Source organism: Bremerella alba, assembly GCF_013618625.1.
Lineage (GTDB): Bacteria > Planctomycetota > Planctomycetia > Pirellulales > Pirellulaceae > Bremerella > Bremerella alba.
Genome location: NZ_JABRWO010000018.1, coordinates 1 through 21,927 on the forward strand (window position 1 = coordinate 1; position 21,927 = coordinate 21,927).

At 51.8% G+C, this 21,927-nt stretch carries 21 protein-coding genes; 5 read left to right on the forward strand and 16 right to left on the reverse strand.

Features of this window, described 5'->3' with window-relative positions:
• The first annotated feature begins 313 nt into the window (after positions 1-313).
• Positions 314-1,612, forward strand: coding sequence for an amino acid deaminase (locus tag HOV93_RS23640; protein WP_207399030.1), 1,299 nt, complete (start codon positions 314-316; stop codon positions 1,610-1,612).
• A 13-nt stretch (positions 1,613-1,625) separates the two neighbouring features.
• Here HOV93_RS23640 and HOV93_RS23645 read toward each other — a convergent pair whose 3' ends face one another.
• The 12 genes from HOV93_RS23645 to HOV93_RS26250 form a co-directional block, all read right to left on the reverse strand.
• Positions 1,626-2,330 carry a HEAT repeat domain-containing protein gene (locus tag HOV93_RS23645; RefSeq protein ID WP_207399031.1) on the reverse strand — a complete coding sequence of 235 codons (705 nt, stop codon included), beginning with the start codon at positions 2,328-2,330 and terminating at the stop codon, positions 1,626-1,628.
• Positions 2,331-2,511: 181 nt separating this feature from the next.
• Positions 2,512-3,591, reverse strand: coding sequence for a pyridoxal-phosphate dependent enzyme (locus HOV93_RS23650; RefSeq protein ID WP_207399032.1), 1,080 nt, complete (start codon positions 3,589-3,591; stop codon positions 2,512-2,514).
• Positions 3,592-4,407, reverse strand: a complete 816-nt coding sequence (locus HOV93_RS23655) for an SDR family NAD(P)-dependent oxidoreductase (RefSeq protein WP_207399033.1) — start codon at positions 4,405-4,407, stop codon at positions 3,592-3,594.
• A gap of 13 nt (positions 4,408-4,420) precedes the next feature.
• A complete protein-coding gene (locus HOV93_RS23660; protein ID WP_207399034.1) occupies positions 4,421-5,353 on the reverse strand; it encodes a succinylglutamate desuccinylase/aspartoacylase family protein in 933 nt (310 codons plus the stop codon).
• Positions 5,320-6,957, reverse strand: coding sequence for a sodium:solute symporter (locus tag HOV93_RS23665; protein ID WP_207399035.1), 1,638 nt, complete (start codon positions 6,955-6,957; stop codon positions 5,320-5,322). The genes HOV93_RS23660 and HOV93_RS23665 overlap by 34 nt, the downstream gene beginning before the upstream one ends.
• A gap of 21 nt (positions 6,958-6,978) precedes the next feature.
• Positions 6,979-7,890 (reverse strand): dihydrodipicolinate synthase family protein, encoded by a 912-nt coding sequence (locus HOV93_RS23670; RefSeq protein ID WP_207399036.1) that lies wholly within the window; start codon positions 7,888-7,890, stop codon positions 6,979-6,981.
• 34 nt (positions 7,891-7,924) lie between these two features.
• Positions 7,925-9,202 (reverse strand): sialidase family protein, encoded by a 1,278-nt coding sequence (locus HOV93_RS23675; protein WP_207399037.1) that lies wholly within the window; start codon positions 9,200-9,202, stop codon positions 7,925-7,927.
• A 32-nt stretch (positions 9,203-9,234) separates the two neighbouring features.
• The gene (locus tag HOV93_RS23680) at positions 9,235-9,645 is read right to left on the reverse strand and encodes a hypothetical protein (RefSeq protein WP_207399038.1); all 411 of its coding nucleotides are present in this window, start codon (positions 9,643-9,645) and stop codon (positions 9,235-9,237) included.
• A gap of 88 nt (positions 9,646-9,733) precedes the next feature.
• Positions 9,734-10,648: a DUF1559 domain-containing protein gene (locus HOV93_RS23685; protein ID WP_207399039.1), complete on the reverse strand. Its 915-nt coding sequence runs from the start codon at positions 10,646-10,648 to the stop codon at positions 9,734-9,736.
• A 75-nt stretch (positions 10,649-10,723) separates the two neighbouring features.
• Entirely contained in the window at positions 10,724-11,383 is a 660-nt protein-coding gene (locus tag HOV93_RS23690) for a GntR family transcriptional regulator (RefSeq protein WP_207399040.1), read from the reverse strand.
• A 65-nt stretch (positions 11,384-11,448) separates the two neighbouring features.
• Entirely contained in the window at positions 11,449-12,537 is a 1,089-nt protein-coding gene (locus HOV93_RS23695; RefSeq protein WP_207399041.1) for a sialidase family protein, read from the reverse strand.
• A 1,244-nt stretch (positions 12,538-13,781) separates the two neighbouring features.
• Positions 13,782-13,916 carry a hypothetical protein gene (locus HOV93_RS26250; RefSeq protein WP_261358657.1) on the reverse strand — a complete coding sequence of 45 codons (135 nt, stop codon included), beginning with the start codon at positions 13,914-13,916 and terminating at the stop codon, positions 13,782-13,784.
• A gap of 45 nt (positions 13,917-13,961) precedes the next feature.
• Here HOV93_RS26250 and HOV93_RS23700 point away from each other — a divergent pair, with 45 nt between their 5' ends.
• Both HOV93_RS23700 and HOV93_RS23705 read left to right on the forward strand, forming a co-directional pair.
• On the forward strand, positions 13,962-14,957 hold the full coding sequence (locus HOV93_RS23700) for a magnesium transporter (RefSeq protein ID WP_207399042.1): 996 nt from the start codon (positions 13,962-13,964) through the stop codon (positions 14,955-14,957).
• Between the two features lie 74 nt (positions 14,958-15,031).
• Positions 15,032-15,994 (forward strand): universal stress protein, encoded by a 963-nt coding sequence (locus tag HOV93_RS23705; protein ID WP_207399043.1) that lies wholly within the window; start codon positions 15,032-15,034, stop codon positions 15,992-15,994.
• 458 nt (positions 15,995-16,452) lie between these two features.
• Here HOV93_RS23705 and HOV93_RS23710 read toward each other — a convergent pair whose 3' ends face one another.
• Complete coding sequence (locus tag HOV93_RS23710; protein WP_207399044.1) at positions 16,453-17,475, reverse strand: DUF1559 family PulG-like putative transporter; 1,023 nt, start codon at positions 17,473-17,475, stop codon at positions 16,453-16,455.
• Between the two features lie 791 nt (positions 17,476-18,266).
• Here HOV93_RS23710 and HOV93_RS23715 point away from each other — a divergent pair.
• Together HOV93_RS23715 and HOV93_RS23720 are read left to right on the forward strand one after the other, a co-directional pair.
• Positions 18,267-19,265, forward strand: coding sequence for an alpha/beta hydrolase (locus tag HOV93_RS23715; RefSeq protein WP_207399045.1), 999 nt, complete (start codon positions 18,267-18,269; stop codon positions 19,263-19,265).
• A 20-nt stretch (positions 19,266-19,285) separates the two neighbouring features.
• Positions 19,286-19,678, forward strand: a complete 393-nt coding sequence (locus HOV93_RS23720; RefSeq protein WP_207399046.1) for a PepSY domain-containing protein — start codon at positions 19,286-19,288, stop codon at positions 19,676-19,678.
• A 47-nt stretch (positions 19,679-19,725) separates the two neighbouring features.
• On the opposite strand, the gene HOV93_RS23725 is transcribed toward HOV93_RS23720, so the two are convergent.
• From HOV93_RS23725 to HOV93_RS23735, 3 genes are all read right to left on the reverse strand, one after another.
• On the reverse strand, positions 19,726-20,532 hold the full coding sequence (locus tag HOV93_RS23725) for a DUF4198 domain-containing protein (RefSeq protein ID WP_207399047.1): 807 nt from the start codon (positions 20,530-20,532) through the stop codon (positions 19,726-19,728).
• An 81-nt stretch (positions 20,533-20,613) separates the two neighbouring features.
• On the reverse strand, positions 20,614-21,144 hold the full coding sequence (locus tag HOV93_RS23730; protein ID WP_207399048.1) for a DUF2271 domain-containing protein: 531 nt from the start codon (positions 21,142-21,144) through the stop codon (positions 20,614-20,616).
• Positions 21,145-21,179: 35 nt separating this feature from the next.
• A complete protein-coding gene (locus HOV93_RS23735; RefSeq protein ID WP_390814355.1) occupies positions 21,180-21,821 on the reverse strand; it encodes a PepSY-associated TM helix domain-containing protein in 642 nt (213 codons plus the stop codon).
• Positions 21,822-21,927: the final 106 nt, after the last annotated feature.

Consider the following 21,927-nt stretch of genomic DNA (forward strand, 5'->3'; position numbering starts at 1 on the left):
ACTTGATATCAAAACGACTGTGCGAACTGGTACGGTAATTTTCCATCCCCTGATTTTATCCGGAAACGGAAGAACCTAAAGGTTTCGCCTGAAGGCGAGGGTTTTAGACCCATCGCAAGGACAATAAGGGGTTAGGAACCGAACCTTCCACGTACGATAAGGGTTCAATCGCCGAATTGCAGCGATTCGCCGAACTTCTCAGTGAGGATGATATAATGACCAGAATATCGACGCCATATGTCACGATAATTGGCTGCTGCATATCACCGGTAGTCTTCCGCAACCAAACCACGATCTCTAAGACCCACCCACAATGAATCTAGGTCGTATTGAAAACTCTTGGATTGATGATCGCTACAAGGGAATACCCGGGGGAATCTCTCCCTTTCGCCTAAGTGAGATTGGGGAGCATGGATGGAACCTTCTCAACGAAGACCTTTCGTTGCCGATGGTTGTCATTAAACAGCCAGAGTTAAACCACAACCGCTTGTGGATGAAGCACTTCCTCAGGCAAACAGGGGCCCAACTCTATCCCCATGGTAAAACCACCATGGCGCCTCAACTGTTCGCCAAGCAGTTAGAAGATGGATCGCAAGGCATTACGCTCGCGACTCCCCAACAGGTTGCCGTTGCTCGGCATTTTGGTTTCTCGAAGATCTTGTTGGCGAATCAAATCATCGGCCGGCCGGCTGCGGAATTCATCGTGACGCAACTTAAGCAGGACGATCAATTCGAGCTGATGTGCCTAGTTGATTCCCTCGAAACAGTTCGCTTACTGGCCGATACGGCAAAAAGCTGTCAGCTTCAGCGTCCGATCGAATTATTGCTCGAAGTCGGAATCGCCGGGGGAAGAACGGGCGTACGGGAACTTGCCAAAGCACTGGAAGTAGCGACAGAACTTCGCCAGCACGCTCCTCAATTGCGATTGCGGGGGATCGAAGGGTTCGAGGGGCTAATCTCAGGAAGCACCGTAGAAGAGACAGAGTCACTGGTCCGCCAATACCTTAAACAGCTTTGCGAAATTGCCAACGCTTGCGGTAAGCAAGGGCTCTTAAATACCGATCATCCCATTATTAGCGCCGGCGGATCTGCCTTCTTCGATCTAGTGATTGAGGCACGAGATTGTTTTCCCTTTGAACAGCAACCTGAGATACTTCTCCGAAGTGGGTGCTACCTGACGCATGACTCAGGCATCTACAAGGCATTTCAAGAGCAAATGCTTGGCCGCTCCTCCGATCCAAGCCCTTTGCAGCAAGGGCTTCAGCCTGCGTTGGAACTGTGGGCCTATGTCCAGTCGCGCCCCGAACCAACACGGGCCATTCTCAATTTTGGTAAGCGAGACTGCTCTTTCGACGCAGGCCTTCCCAAGTTAGAGAAATGGTTCCGTCCCGGTGAGCATGATGCTCCTCAGGCAATCGATCCCCAGGCTTCTGTGCGTTCTCTGAATGATCAACACGCTTTGGTCGATTTGCCAGACAGCTCACCCCTCAGACCTGGCGATTTGGTTGCATTAGGTATCTCGCATCCATGTACCACTTTCGATAAGTGGAAGCTTATCCCCTTGGTGGATGAATCTTATAACATTACCGATGCGATTCGAACGTATTTTTGATCGACCTGATACCTCAGCGATTTTCCAATAACAGCAGGGATTGCGCCGCCCGAATTCGTACGTCGACTTCTTCGTCCTTTAATAAAGTTGTCAATGCTTCATGTGATTCGTGAATCCCTGCTCTTCCACAAAATTCCGCTGCATAAGTGCGTATCGCCGTATCCTGGGAATCGAGTTCCTCTTGGAGTGAATTAATGGAAGCTTGGTCCCCTAGGACAGCCAATGCTACGGTGAAGAATATTTTGTGTTGAGGTCGTTCTATGGCCACCATGCGCATGCGTAATCGATCGATGTCATTTGCATTTCCATGCACGGTCAGAATCCAAGCAGCGATTCCGGCAACCTTGTCATCCTTTGCCTCGACCAGATCTCTGATCTTCTGCAGTGCGAGCTTCGTGTCTCCATTTGCCAGCGCTGCCGCAGCAAGTAACTGCTTGATCGGCTCTGAGTCATCTGTGAAATAGGGCTTCAACAGCCGCTGGTCCCCTGTTTGACCAACCTTAAAAAGGGACTCACATGCATGCCCATGACCATGCGTGTTCTGCGAAGTAAGGACCTCGTTGAACACCGCCAAGGCGTTCTTGTCTCCGGCGCGATACAACTCGCGGGCAAGGCCGCAGCGGTGCTGATCGTCGTTGGTCATTTCAAGTTTCCCCGACAGGGCATTAATAACTTCTTCGCCATGACCAGCCATGGTCAATGCTTCTGCGGCATGCATCGATGGCCAAAACTGATCACTTGTCAGGCCTTCGCGCAGGACCTGCAGACATGCCAGACGCGTGCTGTCGCGATCTTCCGTCGTGATAGCGAAAACCGTCGTAGACGTTAAAGCGCACACGATACAATTCAAGATGCACCATGTTGTTCGTTTTCGTTTTACTTTGTTCATGTTTATCCATTTAGGTGTCGTAGATATCATTCACATTCGCTTTGAATTGTTCAAGTGTGACGGTTTTACAAGTCACCGGCGCTAACATCGACTCGACCGAGGCAGGGTCCTTGAATCCTGTTCCCGTTACCAAGCAGATTACCGTCTCATCTGAGGAAACCCAGCCTTCAGCGACCGCTTGCTTGAGGCCAGCCAAGGGAACTGCGCCTGCCGGTTCTGAAAAGATTCCTTCCGCCTGGCAAAGTTCTCGGTGGGCTTGATAGATGGCTTCATCTTCGACCAGCACGCCTGTTCCTTTCGACGCACGGCATGCGGCGATCACTTCGTGCCCATCAATGACCGATGCCACTTGCAAGCCACTTATCTTAGAAGTGCACGCAACCGATTGTGCACGTAGTTTGCCATTGCGCAGGGGACCGGCAATCGTGTTGTTACCCGATGGTTGAATGCAGTGCACGCAGGGTAATCTTATCCCCTGGTTCATCAGCGTTTGGAACCCTCGACTCACGGCTAACGTAAGACCACCACCACCGGCACAACTGAAAACATGATCGGCGTGTTGGCCGAGAACGCCCAATTGCTGGACGATTTCGTGACTAATGGCTTCCACGCCTTGCATGCCGGTAGGACTATATTGATAGGCGCTAATTTGCAACTGCGTTTCCGTTCGGCTGCCAGCTTGTAATAGAAAGTCGAACGTCCCTTGCGTTATTTCCGCATCGAGACCAAAACCGCGAACCTTTTGAATGTCGGCTCCATAGGCCATCATTTGATGCAGCTTTCCCACTGGAGCCCCATCCACCACGGCAATTGTGCACTTCATATCCGCAGCAGCACTGTAAGCGGCCAACGCGGCACCCGTGTTGCCGCTGGAAGTCGCTAACACGTGACGCTTTCCCTGGGCTGCCATGTCGGTGATCGCTGCCGAGGCGAATCGATCCTTGTATGATCCTGTGGGATTTAACGACTCGAGTTTAAAGAAGAGATTGGTCAATCCCAAAGCGGGGCCAATACTGCGAGAACGTAGCAGCGGTGTATTTCCCTCACCCAAAGTCAATGGCAAGCTTGTTGTTAGTGATTCAAGTCGCATCTACTTGGAAAACTCCTGCGGGAATTGTCGATGTTTTAAAGAGTAGGGCGTGGCTTGGTGACTCCAACCACCGTCGATTTCCAGGCAAGTCCCGGTCATATAACTCGCTCGGTTATCTGCCAGCATCACGATACTTCTCGCCATTTCCTGCGGTTCAGCAAAACGTCTCAGCGGGATCATGTCTTCTGCGAAACGTCGTAGGTCTTGACTCAGGTTGTCACCATTCTCGGCAACGTAGTCCGCACTCATTTCCGTATCGATGGCTCCCAGGTTGAGTCCTAAGACACGAATTCCGTAGGGACCGTAGAGCGCCGCCAATTCGTACGTTAATGCATCGAGCCCACCTTTGGCTGCCACATATGCGGGGCAGATCCCAGGAGCCAAATTTGCTTGAATACTTGAAACGTTCAAAATGACTCCACTCTGCGCTGCTTGCATTGCTTCGCCGCACCACTTGGCCAGAAACGCCGGAGCCGTCAGGCAGATACGAAGCGTCGTTTCCCATTCGTCGAGTTCCATCTGTCGCATCGTGCCGATCCTGCGCCATGCGGCGTTGTTGACCAACACATCTATCCGGCCAAACTTATACAGACACTGCTGTACTGAAGCCTGGGCAAAGCTCAGGTCACCAAGATCCCCAGCGCAAACGGCAGCGTTGCCACCATCAGTCGTGATCAGGGAAGCGACCGCTTCCAAATTTGGACGATTGCGTGCGACGAGGAAACAGTCGTAGCCACTTCGAGAAAACTCCAACGCTGTAGCTGCTCCCAACCCTTGTGAGGCACCTGTGATCAATACGACAGGACGGTTCGTCATCGAGGAATTCCTTTCACTGTAGCTCCGCGTTTTCCAGGATGACGGCCAAGCAGTCTCCCGGATTTACAGCCGGCAGTATTCGCCGCGTAATGAGTTGCCCACTCTGGGATGAACGGATTACCGTTTTCTGAAGCGTATCGACATCCAACAAATATCCGAGTTCGTCGCCTGGCAACACGGAAGCTTGAAGGTCGATGAGAGCTCGGTAGAGTCCGGCGTGCGGAGACGGATAATTCCGTTGAAGATGACCGCTCTGTTCTCGATCGTCTTCGACCACAAATGGTCGTTCCTCCTGGGACTCTACATGCCCAGGCAGCATCTCTATAGCGGCCAACACACGCAAGCAGCCTGCTATGTATGCTTCGACGCCTGCTTGTTGACAGCCTCCACCGCCGCCCCACTCGGCATAAATGGCCGTGACACCGGCGTCACGAGCAGCCGAAAGTGACCGGCCTTCCAGCTGCGGCGTTGTCCCCCAAATGATCGGCAAACCGAAAGCCTGGGCCATTCGGCGCTGACGATCGAGCACGGTTTGATCGGCAACCAGCATATAGCCCACCAATGGAGCAATCTCCAACGCTTGGCCACCGGTGTGCAAGTCGATCAGGAAATCAGCCTCTTCAATCAGCCTGGTTAGCTCGAAAGCGATCTGTTGCGTAGAAGTTCCCTCAGCATGCCCGGGAAACGTCCGCGCGAGATCCAACGCGTCGTCGCCAATTCGGCTTTGCCGAGAAAACGCCGGACGATTGGCGATCGGCACCAGGACAACCTTTCCGACCAATGCAGATTGATCCACCATTTCAGCAAGGCGATGAACCGCCTCGATCGATTCGTACTCGTCGCCATGGATTCCGGCGATAATCAATAGAGTCGGACCGTCTTGATTGCCTTGGATGGTGATTCTCGGAACGGTCATCTGGTTGAGACCTTCATCGACGGAGGGCATGCCACTTCTTCCTGCGGCTGAGATTGCGGACGACGCATGGTATGAATCGTTAAGCCGGCGAGATCATTCCGAGTGCAGGGAATAACCCAACTCGACAAATATCCCACGATGAAACAGGTAACCGTGCCAGCAGCGCCGGCCAAATAGACATGAATCGAGGTATCAAACTGGACGATCCCCGTAGCAATGGCACCAGAAATCAGCCCGACAATCGCTCCTATCCAGTGCGTTCGGGTTGTGAAAACGGCAAGCAAGAAAATGCCCGCCAGTCCTCCGCCTAGCATTCCAATCATCAAATTGAAGTAGTCGAACAGTGAGGTTATATTCAACACCCCCATGATCAATGCCATCGCGGTTCCTAATGCACCAATAATCAACGTTAGAATCCGGGCAATTCGTAGTTCCTGATGCGGGGTGGCCTCTCCTTTAACCCGCAACCAAAAATCGTTGACGATCGCCGAAGCAATCGAGTTCATGCTCGAGTCGAGCGAACTCATCGCAGCGGCAAAGATTCCAGCAATCACCAGGCCTGCCACCCCCACCGGAAGCTCGCGAACGATGAACCAAGGAACAATTTGATCGGCACTTTCCGGAGTGGCTAGTTCGGGATGCACTTCGTAGAAAACCCACAGCGAAGTCCCCAACGCCATGAATAAGATCCCCGTAGGTATGACCATGATCGCGTTGAGCCAGATACTCCTAGCAGATGCCGTCTCGTCCTTGGTAGTCAAGTATCGTTGAACGACCGTCTGGTCGGTCGTATATGAGACCAGGTTGATGAAAAAGAACCCGATAAACAGCACCCAACTCGTGGGAGCATCGAGCGATGTCGACCAATCAAACAGCGTGACTTTGTCGGCGGAGTAGGCCATCTCCCATGCCGTTGCGGGGCTGCCCACGGCCCAGATGGAAGCTCCCAGGCAAAGAATGGCTCCGCCGATCAAAACGACCACCTGTACCACATCGGTCCAGATCACCGCTTCAATACCGCCGAGCACCGTGTAGGTGGTTGCCAGGACTCCCATCACGACAATCGCCAACAATACGTTGACTCCGGTAGCCGCAGAAATCGCTGCTGCAGGAAGTAGCAGGACGATTCCCATACGTCCCACCTGAAACGAGATAAACGTTAGGCTCGCCAGCCAGCGAACGATCACGTTGAATCGGTATTCCAGGTATTCGTAGGCCGTTTGTACGTTGAGCCTGCGAAACAATGGCAGAAAGAAGAAAATGATCAACGGGGCGAGCAGCAAGATCGTCCAGCTACCTACCAGCCTGGTCCAATTGCCCCCCTGGGTTAGTGCCAACGCAGGCACCGACATAAAGGTAATCGCTGACAACTGCGTACCGTATATGGACAGCCCGGCCGCCCACCACGGGATACGACCCCCGGCTAAAAAAAAGTCACGGCTATCCGATTCTCGGCGAGAGAAGAAGATCCCCACTCCGATCATTCCGGCTAAATAGGCGACCAAGACAACCCAATTGATCCAACTAAAAGAAACCGGATCCGCTTGCTTAGTGGCAACAACTTCTTGCGCCCACAACTCGCTGGCAATACCAGGAGTCATTACCAGAATTGCCCCAATTCTTTTCCAATTCATATCATCGATTCACAAAAGCTGTTACGAACTGGGCTGTGTTAAGGATAATTTCATTTCATCCTCGATCAGCTGTTGAATTGCCGTTTGCGACAATAAGTGGGCTCTCTGCTGGTCATCAAGACGATGATAAGGTTCCGGTGCCATTTCGCCAGCGATTCCCATTGCATTGAGAACTGCTGTGACCGAACCAAACAGTCCAACCTCGCGAGCAATCGGAAGGAATGCCGACAGTTCGGCTTGAATGCGGTCGGCTTCGTCGAAATCACCTCGATCAGCCGCGTCTGCCAATGCCCTCGAATGATTCGGGAACAAGGCGAACAAGCCGTCAAGATTGTCCGGCACACCAAGCCGGATCAGATCGGCTACACGTTCTGGTTGTGCCGGAACCACTCGTGTAAGATCGCCAAATCGATTCCACAGATCGACCGTCCACTCCCAGCTTCGTGTGCACTTCAGGCCATGAATATTGGGATGCTGGACAACCTGTGCGATCAACTCCATCGACAACTCAGTCCCTGTTAGCCCCGGCAGGTCGTAGAGAAACACCGGTCGCTGAGCAGCATCGGCCAATTGCCAGAAATAACGACGAAGCTCTTCTGGCGAAAATTTCATCAGGTACGGTGTCAGCACGACAAGTCCATCGAGGGAATACTTCTGCGCGGTCCGAATTCGGGCAAGCGTTCGTGCAAAGCTAGTATCACCGACACCTACCCACAATTCGCAGCGGCCAGCGACTGCCGAACTGCTTACATCAATCAATTGCTCGTAGGTAGTATCGGTTTGAAGCTGCATTAGCCCCATCGTACCGGCCACCAAGAGCCCGTCGATTCCAGCGTTTAACTGTGCTACGACATGAGTCAAGAGGCCATCGACGTGAAGCTCTCCGTGCGAATGGAGGGGAGTGCAAATCGCGGATGTTAGTCGTGTTGACATTTAAAGAATTCGACTCCGTGGTAAAGCGTAGGAATTACGGGATCGCGAGGGGCTGAGAACGAAGTCGAGCCAAGACATATTCACGTTCTCGGTAGCTCTGATGAGCGCGAGGATAGGTCAAAATCAATTCGCCTGATTTACGGTCTTCCATCAAGTGCACGTGCGATAAATCAAGTCGGCCTCGATCGGCGTCTGGTGGTGTTTTTTGGTCGATAATAACTGTACTCGAGCGAATGAGCATCAACGACTGAGGATCGACTTCTCCCAAAACAAGCGGGAACCGAGGCAGATTTCCCGACGCGTTTTCTGGTGTAATATTGCCAATCCAGAACATGCGTCCCGAACTATGCCGCATTAGCACCGACATGCTGCTGGGAGAGTAAAAAGGAGTCCCATCATCGTAGGTCCATCGTTGAGGGTGACTCCATGTTTGCCCTTCATCTTCCGAAAAGCTCATCCACTTGCTGGCCGGCACGTTAGGATCATGCGAATTGCTGCCGCGCATTACCATGAGGATGCGTCCGTCAGGAGCCTGCACGATGGTCGGTTCAATCAGGCCTCGACACGTTTGCGAGACATCCCCCGCAACTCGCTCCGAGGAAGTCCACGCGAGACGACCATCCTTCTGCCATTGGCCCTGCAGGACAACCGCTTCAGTATAAGTGTGAGCCTTGGGTGGTTTCACTAAATTTCCTTGGTCATCGACGATCGTCATTTGGGCTGGCACGAGCACGCGGCCACTCTGGGTGACGATAGGGGCACAACCATTGTCCCCCAGGTAAACCGCGTTCTTACCAATCCACAGATCATCGAAAGGATGCTTTGCGTCATACTTCGCTCCCTCTTCGACTATCGGATCATCACAAAGCCAGGTGCGTCCTCCATCTTCGGAAACACGGTAACGCAAGTAATACGTTTTCTGGGCAATCGGCGGTTCAGCAATCTTTGGATTCAGTTTAGGCGTATCGAGCGAATTGACGATCGAAAGCAAAATGTTTTTCTCGCGATCAAGAACCGCAGTTGTCGGGTTGCGTCGATAGCCGTCCGGCAACCCATGCGACAACTTATGATGCGACCTAATAGGACGCCACGACTGGCCGTTGTCATCCGATTGCCAAGTGGAACTTGTCAGCCGATCGGCTTCCGTATCGGCATAGATCGCACGATAAAAAGGGGATGCCGTTTCCGAAACCTCGCGGCTGACGATGGTCACGCAACCCGAGGACGGTTCCTTAGCTTCGACGCAGATCGGACAGACCATCGACAAGCAAAACAGGAAGCTAGGAAACAACGTCGAAACGTTAATCTTCATAAAACGAAAGTCCCGTCGTTTTTGTTACGGTGTCAGTTCAACTGAAAGTCTTGATTCAACGATCGATCGTCGAGAGTCACGATAACAGGGGCGATCTCTGTCTTCTGGTTGTACTTGGGAGGTAAGATCTGCCGTCGCGGTGTCACCGTTTGGGTTGGATCACTCAACGGCACATCCTTTCCTTCGTACCCTTCAATTTTGATGTTGTAGGTTCCCGGCATCAGGCCAAAACGACCGTTTAACTCGTAGTTTCCATCGACGACTGGAGCGGTGCGTGCTGGAGCCTTCACCCCTTGAGCCGGGATGAACTGCACGACCCCTTCTTTGACCGGTGAGCCCTGGAAATCCACGGTCCCTTGAATAGAAATCAGTTCGGAATTATTTGAGGAATAGCATCCCAAAGAGCACAGCAACAGGCATGCAAACGATAATGCGTATTTCATGGCATTCAATAACTCAATAAGGTCTCTGTAGAATTGAAGTGGGAACGGCTTGCCACTGGCCGATGAGCCGTGGCAAGCGAACACTTCGTTAATACTCTTGTATGACTTCGCCGCCGTTGATAGTCGTGAGGTCCAAGAGGGTATCGAGTTGGATGTTCTCGGAGATAAAACGGACCGAACCATCCCCTAAAAGCGACTGACAACCGCCAGGGTGATAACTGCCCGGACCGTTGAATGCATCGTTCGAGAAGGCCCACCCGCTGAGCAGTGGGAAGTTCGCATTAATACCACTACTTGTGGCCATGCCGCCGCTATAGGCTCCCCAGCCCCATACGTAGTGCGAACCAGGACCGTTGCCGACACTCTCGGCGAACGCCAACGTGTTGCTCGTCCCATCTACCAAGTCACGAAAAGCCGTTTTCGAGTTTAGAAAGAACATACCATCCTTGTCATACCCCACCGAACTCGTCTCATCTCGCGCCTGCGTTCCATCTCGACCGCTATGGGCAATCGGTACGTAATGGGTGCACCAGGCATCATCTTCGCCTGCGATGTTCGCCGTATACGCAATTCCTTCGTTCTGTGGATTACTCGGACACAAAACGGCTTCGACCGGCTGAGAATAAATGAAACGATTTTCGATATCCGAGAAACCATGGTTAAAATCAATGGTGTCGTACAACGCTCGCTGCTCGAGAAAAGGCAGAAGTGTTGTGATACACATCTGAGAATTGACAAGTTGCGGGCTAGGGACTGATGAATTTTCGGGGGCACCACTTCGCCCGAAAGGGAATTTCAAATGCGTGTCATGATAGTTGTGCAGGGCCAAGCCAAGTTGCTTGAGCTTGTTTGAACACGACATGCGATTGGCGGCCTCTCGCGCCTGCTGAACAGCTGGCAAGAGAAGCGCGATCAAAATTCCAATGATGGCGATCACGACCAGTAATTCCACCAGGGTAAAGCCTGCGTGGTGACGACCGTGTGTACGAGAAATAACAGACATAGTGGATATGCTCCAAGACAACGAATAGGAAAAGGGATTGCATGATGAGGGGGCTTGGGGCGGGGAATCGGCAGGCTATAAAAATTCTTTGCATGCCGTTTCTAAATGATTCTCTAAACGCATCGTGGCGGATGGAATATCGCCAGAAACAACCATCCCCGCAATCTCGCGGTGATCGGTGAGAGTAGCACTTCGCTTTTGACGTATGACATCGAGCGTGTCGACCACAGAAAGGTTGAATATGAGTTGGGCGGAATGGGAATGCATTTGAATCAGGCGAGAATTGCCACTTAAAGCAACCAAGGCCTGATGAAACATGAAGTCCGCTTCGCAAAATCCCAACTCGATATCTGCATCGTGCAGACGCTGCATTGTCTCGCACAGTTCGAGCATCGGCTGAAAGGCTTCTTTCGCTAGTTTCCGCTGGGCAATCAGCTTGAGGGCTCCAGTCTCCAGCACGGATCGAGCCTCAATGATTTCCTCTATTTCAAAATCACCCAACAGCGGAGCAAAGAACCCTCCTTTTTCACCGGCCCGCAACAAACCGTCGTGCTCGAGCAGCACCATCGCTTCTCGCACGGCGCCGCGATGAACGTCTAGTCGCTCTGACCACTCGATCTCTGGCAAGCGAGAACCGGGTGCAATTTGACCGCAAATCAACATGCGGCGGAGCACGTCGTAACACTTTTGCCGCGTCGTAACGCGGGAACCACCATTGTGTGTGACTGTTGCCATGGGATCTCTTGCCGGGCTAAGGGTTCAAACAACAAATACTGAAAAGGAGTAACCGCTGGCCAAACCTACTTCGCAGAGGAATAGAACCACTCGATCGGAGCCCGCAAGACTTTGGTCTCAATTTTCTTGTCGGCCATGTCCCAGTACGACAGCAACGCATGGTCACCGGTGAAGTGTATCGCGGTATAGCAGTACCATCCCTGGGGATTGGCCTCGAGCGTATTGAGGAATTTCCAACTCTGGCCTTCATCCTTAGAAATCGCCGACGTTAAGGGTGAACGCTGATTCGTTGGACTATCGTTCCAGATCGCCAGCAGGTCGCCCGTCTTGGGGATACGTTTGATCGATGCCGGAGAACGCGGACTGCGAAGATTCCAAGGTTCAATCGGCGTGAACGTTTCTCCTTCGTCACTCGAATGGCAAACCCCTTGCACCCCCAGGTCAGTCCGAATCCACATCATGATCCGGCCATCCTTCAGCTCGACCACGCCTGGTTCCTGAGTGATGAACCGGGTTCCGTTCTCGCGCTGACCGACCAACGATTCTTTTCCCTTTCGCCACGTCTTACCTGCATCGTCTGAAAGGAAGCAGACAATGTCTGCGGCACCGTGCCACTTGCCATCCCGCATGTGTCCGGCGGCAGGCATGATCAGACGGCCTGATTGAGTCTGAATGACTCGGTCATTATTGACGACGTAGTAATTTTGCTCACCCGGCATGCAATCAATCGAGTCGCTCCACGTTTTTCCTTCGTCAGAACTGACCCGCATGCGTGCACGGCAGTCTTGAATGGAGTTCTTCACCAGATAGAACAACGCGATTCGCCCATCTTGGAGTCGCAAGAGCGAAACCGACATGTCGTTTTCTTTACCTTCTTTTGGACACAGCGGCTGATCGTTTTCATCCCAGGTCAGCCCATAGTCACTGGAAACACAACTGGCCAGATAACCCTGGGCACCGTCTCCCGAATGATTGCCTAAGAATCGCGTGTAGACATAGAGAATGCGACCGTCGTTCAGTGTTATGAAGGCGCCTTCAGAGTTGCGTGGATTCCCGCTTTCGGTTTCTTGGGTCAATACTAATTCAGGTCCTGTTGCCAGCGTTATCTGAGCGAAGAGCAGAATAAGTATGGGGGGGAGGAATCGATGATTCATAGCGAGTCCTTTTCTAGCGGTGATCTCTTAGCAGTTAATGTCTGACTACAGAATACACTTAATTCTGTAGTCAGCAATGGTTTTGTCGACAAAAACATCGAGTTTGTTCGGTCAACTCATAGACAAGAATGAAATACTAGGCAGGATTTGTAAGGATTTTGGCCCGCACAACAAAGTTTTAATGGGCTTTAGGAAATGTCCTAGTCAAATATTGGATCGCATAAAGTGGTCGATAATGTCGACAAAAATAGATCGGAAGTGTTTGATCTGTCGGCAGGCTATGCGAAGTGGAAACTGACTTGAAGTTGGCTTGGATTACCGTAGAGATGCTGTCTTATTTAGCCAGCGTTCTAGCGCCAAACGCTTGGCGAAAGTTTAGGGCTATCGAAAAGTTAGCAAGTTTTGTCGGTTGCCAAGACAGATCCACAAGCAAATTGAATAGCCGGTTTCGCTAAAGACGATGGATCCGAGATGAGGTGATTGGATACTTCAGCATTAGTAACTGTCAGGATAAAACGTCATCAAAAATAGGGAATTCTCCAGCCTCTGTAGTAATTTCTGTGGGCATGGGGCAACTGTTTCTGTATTTTGCACACTGGTCTTCCAGAGGGTGTCGAACTTGCAAAGTTTGCTTACGGTCGTATTTCAGCTTCTAGCTATCGTGGGTTCCACGTTAGTTGCGGTCGACTTCTGTCAGAGTGGTATTGCCAGTCACCATAAGACAGGAATTGCTTCCACTTTGATGGTGGTAGGTCGCCAAGTGCCCACGGCTTTAAAGCCTGCCGCGCCCTGCAGTGAGGATTCGATACTTTGTCCGCCATCGTTTCCGACCAGCTATGCAAAGGTTCGAAGGCTGACCACTGAATCTTTGGTTGGATCCGGCTGTTTCTCATTTTGCCGGACAGTTTCGCAAGTCAGTACAACACGTGTGTATCTTGATCAGTGTGTTGTGGGCCCGTCGACTCAGGCTCTCTTCTGTGTTTGGCGATTTTAATCTTTCTCTGGGAGGATGGTTTCTACCTCCCTCGCCTTATTGGAAATGCCCTCTACTGCAGCGTGGTTAATGAGCCCATTTGCCATTTACTTCGCTCACGCTCTGATGCGTTGCAGCATGGGATCTGGCTTGTTGCCGCGATAAATCAAGCACCAGCATAAGTGGCGATCTATAAAGTGGCGCTGAGCTTAGACGCTCCCTGGAGAATTTGTCACCCATGAGCTGGTGGAATGCCTGCGGTGTCGCAGCATTAATAACGGTCGCACTTAAGTTTTGCGTCTCGTGGAAACTCGGCCACGCGTTTGACCCGGTACTGGTTATCGTCGCGTTGGGCGTAGCAACCGGGGGAGTAGCGATGATCTTGATAGGGCAACCAAGGCGACATATTCGTTTTTGCACGGAATCATTAAGTACGAACACAGGAAAAGATATGTTGGCCTTCGATACCGTCCAAGAGCGTCTTAACGACCCCGTAGCGTTGCATATGAAAACAGATTTGGCACGGCTAAACGTCAATCAAACGATTGAAGATGCCCTCTCGACCATCCGGCAAACGCCACCTAGTGAACGGATCATCTATTTTTACGTGCTGGATGATCAAGGGCAACTTAAGGGTGTTGTACCGACAAGGAGACTCCTGCTGAATTCCCCCGAAAAACGAATTCGTGACATCATGGTGCGGGAAGTCATTGCCGTTCCTCATACGGCAACAGTACTCGATGTCTGTGAATTCTTCATCTTTCACCGACTTCTAGCTTTCCCAGTTGTCAATGAATCGCATCAATTGATTGGAGCGGTAGATGTTGAGCTTTATACCGATGAACTGAATGACCTGGATCGCCGCGAAGGCAATGATGATCTGTTTCAGCTGATTGGGGTTCATCTAACCGATTCGCGTCAAACGTCCCCGTCGGTCGCCTTTAAGTCGCGATTTCCTTGGCTGCTGACCAATATCCTGGGAGGCGTACTGGCGGCATTTATCTCTGGGATTTTCCAAGCTGAACTTCAGGAAGTTGTCGCGTTAGCGCTGTTTATCCCGGTCGTTCTGGCGTTAGCGGAAAGTGTTAGTATTCAATCGGTCAGCCTCGCTCTTCAGGCTCTTCGTGGAGGACGGCCTTCTTTGCTCTCGATCTTTCGAAAGACGCGTGCCGAGATGGTTACCGGCATGCTGCTGGGAGCTGCCAGTGCGGCCGTTGTGTCAACGGTAGCCATCGTGTGGATTGGGCAGATTCACGTGGTGACATGTTTATTTGGTGGGATCCTTGGTGGCGTTGTATTCGCCGCAGCGATTGGTGTTGCCATACCCAATTTACTGCGATTCTTTCGATGCGAGCCGCAAGTAGCCGCAGGCCCTATTGCGCTTGCTTCGACCGATATGGCAACACTAACAATTTATTTTTCCCTGGCTCGTTGGCTTTTGGCATAGCCCGTGTGCCTGGCTAGAGCATCAAAGTATGGCGAGTGTGAACCAATAATGACGAGCGATTTTGTAGGTGAATTATGACGGAATTAATTACTAAGAAGTGGAATCAGATTGGCTGGCTTCAAACAGATCAGGCGGCCGATGAGCTTGCATTTCAAAGAGTAATTCGCCTTTGCCAAGACTCGCAGGCGAGACTTGCGATTTTAAATACGTTAGAGGAAATGCCCGATCGATTGCATACGCTGATCGCCTCCCTCGGATTTTCTTTGTCCGCATACTCAGAGCATGAGGCAAAACAAGAGTCACTCGATAAAACGCTTGAGGTGGCAGCGAATAGCCAAGTTGCGGCGCACTGTCATACGGTCCGCGGTCGTCCTCTCGAGGGGATTTTGCAGCAGGTCGTTACTCATGGTTATGACCTCTTGATGAAATCAGCCCAATCGTCGTACGGCATTCGCCATGTCCTGTTGGGGCATCTTGATCGACAATTGATACGCAAGTGTCCCTGTCCGGTATGGATTGAAAAACCGGCTACACGTTCGTCCCACGACCGTATTCTGGCGGCCGTCGATCCAGCTCCATTTGCCGATGTTATTGAGCACAATCAATTGAATGTTGACGTACTTAGATGGGCCAGTTACTTGGCCGAGATCGAGCATGCTCAGCTTGATGTCGTACATGTCTGGCCGTTTCATCACGAGCGTCGATTGCACGGACGCGGTGGATTTTCGGATAGCGAGGTGGCAGGAGTTGGCGCAGAGATCCGCCGCCGACACGAAACTGCACTGAACGATTTAATAGAACCATTTCGATCAAAGATACAACGTGTACACCTGCTCAAAGGAGATGCTGCCGAAGAGATCTCTCGGCTTGCTGCCAGGCAGAGCTTTGATGTTGTCGTGATGGGAACTGTCTGCCGAAGCGGGATTCAAGGGCTGCTCATCGGCAACACGGCGGAAACAGTACTCGATCAAATTGACTGCTCGGTGGTGGCGTTAAAGCCACCAGGGTTCGTTTCGCCGGTAGGTATCAGCCAATGAATTCGCGATCAGAATACCAGCGAACAATCGAGGCCGTGCTTTTCTCCGCGTCAAGATTCTTTCCCATACAAAACCAGGACAACCACTCAAATAATAAGCCGGTTGCGTGTTATCGGCTCTTTCAAGCATAGAGAATTGGGTTCGGCAAGAGATGGGGGCGTAAGTCTATTCACCACGGGAGCGATCACATTTGAAAAGTGGTTGTATCCTGCCTTCTTTCAATCAAATCAACTTGTCCTACGGAGGCAGCATCCCTCGTCAATCGAGAGGATGCCTGATTACGGATGACCAAGGCCAAGTAGCCGTACGTCTTTGTTAGACCTCAGCTAGAGCGTGGGATTTAGAGTGGAATACGTAAAGTTCCCTGAGTACCTAGGCCCAAGAGGGGGCTCCATGAAATAAAAAACGCCGCGCATGGCCGCGCGGCGTTCTTATGTAAGGGGACGAAAACCGTCGTGCTAGTTCGATAGGTTCGCGACTTCGCCGCCAGCACGTGTCCACAAGGCTCGATAGGTCGTCATGTCGACAGTATCGGGTAAAAAGCGGACGCTGCCATCGGCGAAATTCGCCAAGACGCCACCGGGGTGATAGCTTCGCGCGGCGGTTGCCTTTGACGAGCCAGTCACCAAGTCGGGACAAGCAAAGTTCGGAGGGAATGAACCGTTGATGGTGGGGCCGTTGGGGACGCTTCCGCGTAGCCAATACTGCTGGCGATCTGCACGCCAGCCAGAAATGTCGGATTGAATTGACGAATAGCCGTTGGCTAGGGCATCGTTTACCGTTGCCGTATCTACCGTACCGTCGGCACTAAATTTCCGGAAATCGGGCGCAGGCGTCGTCGCTGTAGGCGGAGTGCCATTGCCTTTGGTTGACTCGGTAAACGCTAAGGTGTTGCTGGTTCCATCGGTGATCGATGCAAATCGAATCTTTGACGCAACCCAACATAGCCCGTCGTTTGCAGTTCCATTCCCTGGATGAAACACACCATCACCACCACTGCCGACATTCATGGCATAGTTACTGCCAGCGATTTGAATGGTCGCTCCGCTTTGCATGGTAAGTGTGCTTACCGCATTGCCAGGATCGCTAGGGCAGAGGAATGAATCAACAGGAGTGCCAGCGGCCGGATGCAGCGCTGTCGGCAAGTCAGCAAGGGCCGGGTGTCCCATGTAGATGTTGAAGTCGATCAGGTTCTGGAGATTCTCCTGTTCAATCATTGGCAGAAGCTTCGCCAATGGGGAAAAATCATTGGGGTATCCCGCAGGAATCGGGGGCCAACCATTGTTCGGAAACATTTCCTGATAGGTGGACGCGTAGTTATGGAGTGCCAATCCGATCTGCCGCAAATTGTTCGAGCAAGACATCCGTCGTGCCGCTTCCCGTGCTTGTTGGACAGCCGGCAAGAGCAGGGCAATCAGGACGCCAATAATCGCAATCACGACCAAAAGTTCAACTAACGTAAACGCACTACGACGTTTCATCAAAGCTCAATCCTTTCGTGCCTGACCCGAATCGGGGAGACAGCTTGAAATGAAAGATATGGGGGAGGGAGCAGCTTATGGTTAGTGCTAAAACTGCCTTAATTTGCAGATGAAGCGATCTAGGTGGCAATCACCAACGGAAGCTTACGGCGACTCGATATTCCCGACTTCAGCGGGAATCATATGCGACTTCGTCTTCGACGTTCGCGGGCTAGTCGCGAGATGCGATGGCAAGCTAGTCTCAATAAGAAGGTAGCTGATACTACGTATCAATTACGATTTCAGTTTATTTAAATTAGGAGTTCCCGCAAGAGGGGAAATCCACTAGCACTTAAAATTATCGAAAGCCATACTCAATTCGGGATGTTGTAATACAACCAAATCCCCTCTGGTCGAGACTAGAAATGGAAATGCCGCGAAACGTACTTCTCACAGAAGCATTTACTGTTCCGCGGCAGTCAAAGGAACAAGCTTCTTCGGCTGTCATGTCCGTAATGACGTTTCTTTTCTCGTGAAAACGAAGTCCTGTTTCCGTTTCGTGTTCTTCACGTTTACAAATGTGGTGTCAGCACAATCGACAGGCAAGTCGTTTCAAGCGACATGTGATTTTCCAATCGGTTTGGGTTCAAAGCACATCATCACTAGTTCTCAATGGGCTATACCAGGCGTGACCAAATCGAGAAGCTAGAGTAGCTTTGCGCATTGCTACTTGCGTCTTCGAGTATTCTGGGATACCGTCAGTCGATCACATGATACTGAGTCTCCTTAGGTGGCGGTTAGAACAACGATCTATGCAATCTACTCCGTTATGGAAATTGTCGGTTTGTGCTGCTTTTGTTCTGCTGGGACTCCAGGCAGAACAAAAGGGGTTGGCACAAGAGGTACATCCTGTCAACGCCGAGCGAGTATCTGCAGGGGAGTATCAGATTCCCAACACTGAGGTCTTCGATCTGAAATCGAAGAGTGGAATAGGGTATCGCATCTTTGTGGCGAAGCCCGTTGGCGATCCGCCAGCTTCCGGTTTTCCCGTCCTATATGTGCTAGATGCCAACGGCTACTTTTCTTTGGCTGCGAGCTTGAATCGACTTGGTTCGCGGGGAGCGAATCGCGGGGGGATCGTTGTTGGAATTGGCTATCCGATTGATGGTCCGTTCGACATGCAGCGTCGTACATTCGATCTCACAACAAAAGCATCCGCCGAGAATCTGCCTCCGTCTCGAGGCGGAAGAGGTTGGCCGGAATCAGGTGGCGCCGATCTGTTTCTGGACTTTATTCAGAGTGAGCTCAAGCCGTTGATTGCCAAAAAGTATTCGGCAAACTCCTCTAATCAAGCCATTGTTGGTCATTCGTTTGGAGGTCTGTTCGTGATGCATGTGCTCTTTACGCGACCCGAAGCGTTCCAAAGCTATATCGCGATCAGCCCAAGTGGATGGTGGAACGATTATGCACTCCTTGCAGAGGAACAGGCTTTTACCACACAGGTTGATCGCTTGAGCTCCCCCGTTCAGCTGTTGATTGAAGTTGGTGAGTTGGAACTAAGTCAAGATGAAGGGCCCGCAGCTGCATTGGCTCCAACACCAGCGAGCAAGAGGTTTGGCACGACTTTGGATTTTGCTAATCGTCTCAGAGAACTGAAGGCCAAACAGTTGACGGTTAAGTACTTGGAGTTTGAGGGGGAAAACCATGGCACGGTCGTCCCACCGGCGATGATCGAGGCCTTGCAATTTGCGTTTCCCCAGACACGTCGTGTCAGTCCACCTGCCCCGTCTGACAGTCCGCTAGAAAAGTGATAGTTAAGAACACCGACAAGATGGTCGCCATCGATCAAAACACCGGTGAAATGCTTCACAGCATGGGCCCTGATGAAGTGCCGCCGCTATATAAGGTGCGTCTGCTGACGGTTTTAATTCACATGGGGCAGATCTTTGGCATGCCAAAGAAGATCATTGCTCTGGTCACCAGCGTTGGCCTGATGGCGATGGTCGTCACCGGCATCTGGATGTGGTGGCAGCGCCGACCAAAAGGGCGGACGGGCTTTCCTCGCCGGCCAGTAGAGGGCTCGATGCCTCGGTGGGGATGGCTGTTGATTGCCGCATGCACCGTAATCTTACCAGTCGCAGGCGTGTCAATCTTAGTGATCCTTTTGATCGACTATGTTGGGAATCGTTTCACCAACGCTGGAACGTCTACGCAAACGGCCTGATGTTCTAAATGAACACCAGGCCGCATCTAAGTCAATTTTCCGATTGCCTACTGCGGAAGGACTTCAACAGTCGCTGCGTAGCTCAGACGCCGGTTCTGCGCTTGCGGGATTTGGGTGTTGCTATCCTGGGCCGATGTTTCCAACCAGTACATGCCTGGCTCCTTCCACTCGACGGTGAATTCACCTTGGGCGTTGGTCGTTACGTGAACTTCTTCCTGAGCGTCCCGGTAACGGGTCCCCCCTTGAATGACTTCGACCTTCAGGCCAGCCATTGGCTTTCCATCCACCAAAAAGCGGAACGTCCCTTTCTCACCTGCGTACAGATCGTTCGGATGCGTTACGGGAACCAGTTCGATTCCCTTACCATCGGTGTCGAAGACCTTTTCGGTCGGTGCCCCATTGGTTACGAACGTTTCGACGCGTCCAACACTTTCGGAGACTTGCAGGTTTTTAGCATCAGCAGGAACTTCAGTGGCGAAGGTTTCCGGTGTGCCTCGCCAACGACGACGCTCACCGTTTTCTTCCCAGCTACCAAATAATCCGTGATTATTGACGGCAATCCGGTAGGTTCCTTCTTGCTTCAGTGGCACGTCGAACACGCTACGATAGCGTAAGGTGGCTTGGTTCTCCGCTTCCACGGTCGAACCGTCTGGTGCGGTGACCACTAGGTTGGTCAATCGAAGTGGAAAGTGGTTGAAGTAGAACAAGTCATTGGAAACCGCGGCATCGACTGTCACCAGCGGTTCCGCTCCGGAAAGGACGGTTTGCGATGGGAGCAACCAAACCTTATGGGCGAAGGCCGACAGCGGAAGGCAGACCAGCAGGGCGATCGCTGGAATGAAAGAACGAAGCATGAGAATATCTCCTGAAAGGGAAAGTAAGTGTTGAATAGAAGTTAAGGTGATTGATCGTTGTTCAAGGTGCTTTTCGCATGACTACGGTTTGAGTGTCAACGAAACCTTGCCGAGCTCTTCCTTACCACGCACTTCTTCTTTAAAAGGTTTGTCCTTAGGCCAGCTGAACGGAATCTCAAGTAATTCGCGGCCTCCGACTTCCCGAGCGGCTTCGACAATGAGCGTGTATTTGCCGGGTTTCAAAGTAGAAAGCTGCTTGTCCGAGTGGGAAAACTCTAACTCGTGCGTACCAGCCGGCCGCGTCGCTCCGCTGACTCCATCAACTGGAAGGTCAAGACTTCGACCTGTTCTTCGCCACCACTGACGTAGATCCGGCAGCCACTTCGTGCCGACTTCATCGCCAGCAGAATCCTGTTGGTACCAGACGGCCAGATTAGAGACGACTTTGCGATTTCCGTCTTGAACCCAGACCGCGATGTAAGGGCGGTGGTATTCTGAGACATTCAGCCGGGGGATCTCGACACGTACCTCCATCTCAGCCGCTGTTGCCCGATGAACAACAGGCAATACAAAGCATAATGTCACAAGGGCAAGGGGCAGTTTGCTCAGCATAGAAAATAAGCTCCTGAAGGAGATTTGAGGCTTCTTTAGTGGATAAACAGCATCGCCAAAAGCAATGGTAAGATCAGACCGAGAGTCACCAGTGGCCAGGTCATTCGACGGTGACGAGCGTGGAAATACAGCAAAAACAAGCCGGTAATGCAGAAGATCAGTGTGGCGACCGCGAACAAATCAATAAACCACTTCCAGGCAGTTCCCGTGTTGCGTCCCTTGTGCAAATCGTTGAAATAAGAGACCCAACCGCGATTGGTGTGTTCGTATTCGACGAAACCACTGGTTCGATCGATCGCGAGCCAAGCATCTGAACCGGGGCCTTGCATCGACAGATAGATCTCTTCGTCCGACCATTCCGCAGTTCGCGAGCCAATCGATTTCCCGAATTGAGCACTGAGCCAACCTGCCAATTCAGGAGGAAGCGGAGCGTTGCCATCGATCGAAAGCTCACTAAGCGACGTGAGCATGTCAGGTGGTATCTCGGCAGAAAGCGTTCTGACTACCGGCTCGACGGTTATCTCACTGGGGTGATTTAAAGTAATCCCAGTTATGGTGAACAGCAGCATTCCCATCAAGCAAAGGGCGGAACTGATCCAGTGCCATTGGATCATGGTACGCATCCAGTATGCCCGGCGTTTTTTATCGCGAACGGGCTGCGCGGTGGCCCCAGATATGTCGGACGACTTTACTTCTGCCAAGGTAGGATCTCGGAGTGAAGGCGGGTGAGACAGTATCTCAATAACGTCTATTTAGCGAGTCTATCCCCTTCGCACGCAATTA

What these genes read in the sequence shown, in the direction of transcription:
- HOV93_RS23715 (WP_207399045.1), top strand. Translation starts at nt 18,267, where the DNA reads ATGCAATCTACTCCGTTATGGAAATTGTCGGTTTGTGCTGCTTTTGTT.
- HOV93_RS23695 (WP_207399041.1), bottom strand. Translation starts at nt 12,537, where the DNA reads ATGAATCATCGATTCCTCCCCCCCATACTTATTCTGCTCTTCGCTCAG.
- HOV93_RS23640 (WP_207399030.1), top strand. Translation starts at nt 314, where the DNA reads ATGAATCTAGGTCGTATTGAAAACTCTTGGATTGATGATCGCTACAAG.
- HOV93_RS23645 (WP_207399031.1), bottom strand. Translation starts at nt 2,330, where the DNA reads ATGCATGCCGCAGAAGCATTGACCATGGCTGGTCATGGCGAAGAAGTT.
- HOV93_RS23700 (WP_207399042.1), top strand. Translation starts at nt 13,962, where the DNA reads ATGTTGGCCTTCGATACCGTCCAAGAGCGTCTTAACGACCCCGTAGCG.
- HOV93_RS23680 (WP_207399038.1), bottom strand. Translation starts at nt 9,645, where the DNA reads ATGAAATACGCATTATCGTTTGCATGCCTGTTGCTGTGCTCTTTGGGA.
- HOV93_RS23710 (WP_207399044.1), bottom strand. Translation starts at nt 17,475, where the DNA reads ATGAAACGTCGTAGTGCGTTTACGTTAGTTGAACTTTTGGTCGTGATT.
- HOV93_RS23660 (WP_207399034.1), bottom strand. Translation starts at nt 5,353, where the DNA reads ATGCCCTCCGTCGATGAAGGTCTCAACCAGATGACCGTTCCGAGAATC.
- HOV93_RS23705 (WP_207399043.1), top strand. Translation starts at nt 15,032, where the DNA reads ATGACGGAATTAATTACTAAGAAGTGGAATCAGATTGGCTGGCTTCAA.
- HOV93_RS23665 (WP_207399035.1), bottom strand. Translation starts at nt 6,957, where the DNA reads ATGAATTGGAAAAGAATTGGGGCAATTCTGGTAATGACTCCTGGTATT.
- HOV93_RS23675 (WP_207399037.1), bottom strand. Translation starts at nt 9,202, where the DNA reads ATGAAGATTAACGTTTCGACGTTGTTTCCTAGCTTCCTGTTTTGCTTG.
- HOV93_RS23685 (WP_207399039.1), bottom strand. Translation starts at nt 10,648, where the DNA reads ATGTCTGTTATTTCTCGTACACACGGTCGTCACCACGCAGGCTTTACC.
- HOV93_RS23725 (WP_207399047.1), bottom strand. Translation starts at nt 20,532, where the DNA reads ATGCTTCGTTCTTTCATTCCAGCGATCGCCCTGCTGGTCTGCCTTCCG.
- HOV93_RS23650 (WP_207399032.1), bottom strand. Translation starts at nt 3,591, where the DNA reads ATGCGACTTGAATCACTAACAACAAGCTTGCCATTGACTTTGGGTGAG.
- HOV93_RS23730 (WP_207399048.1), bottom strand. Translation starts at nt 21,144, where the DNA reads ATGCTGAGCAAACTGCCCCTTGCCCTTGTGACATTATGCTTTGTATTG.
- HOV93_RS23690 (WP_207399040.1), bottom strand. Translation starts at nt 11,383, where the DNA reads ATGGCAACAGTCACACACAATGGTGGTTCCCGCGTTACGACGCGGCAA.
- HOV93_RS23655 (WP_207399033.1), bottom strand. Translation starts at nt 4,407, where the DNA reads ATGACGAACCGTCCTGTCGTATTGATCACAGGTGCCTCACAAGGGTTG.
- HOV93_RS26250 (WP_261358657.1), bottom strand. Translation starts at nt 13,916, where the DNA reads ATGTCGCCTTGGTTGCCCTATCAAGATCATCGCTACTCCCCCGGTTGC.
- HOV93_RS23670 (WP_207399036.1), bottom strand. Translation starts at nt 7,890, where the DNA reads ATGTCAACACGACTAACATCCGCGATTTGCACTCCCCTCCATTCGCAC.
- HOV93_RS23720 (WP_207399046.1), top strand. Translation starts at nt 19,286, where the DNA reads ATGGTCGCCATCGATCAAAACACCGGTGAAATGCTTCACAGCATGGGC.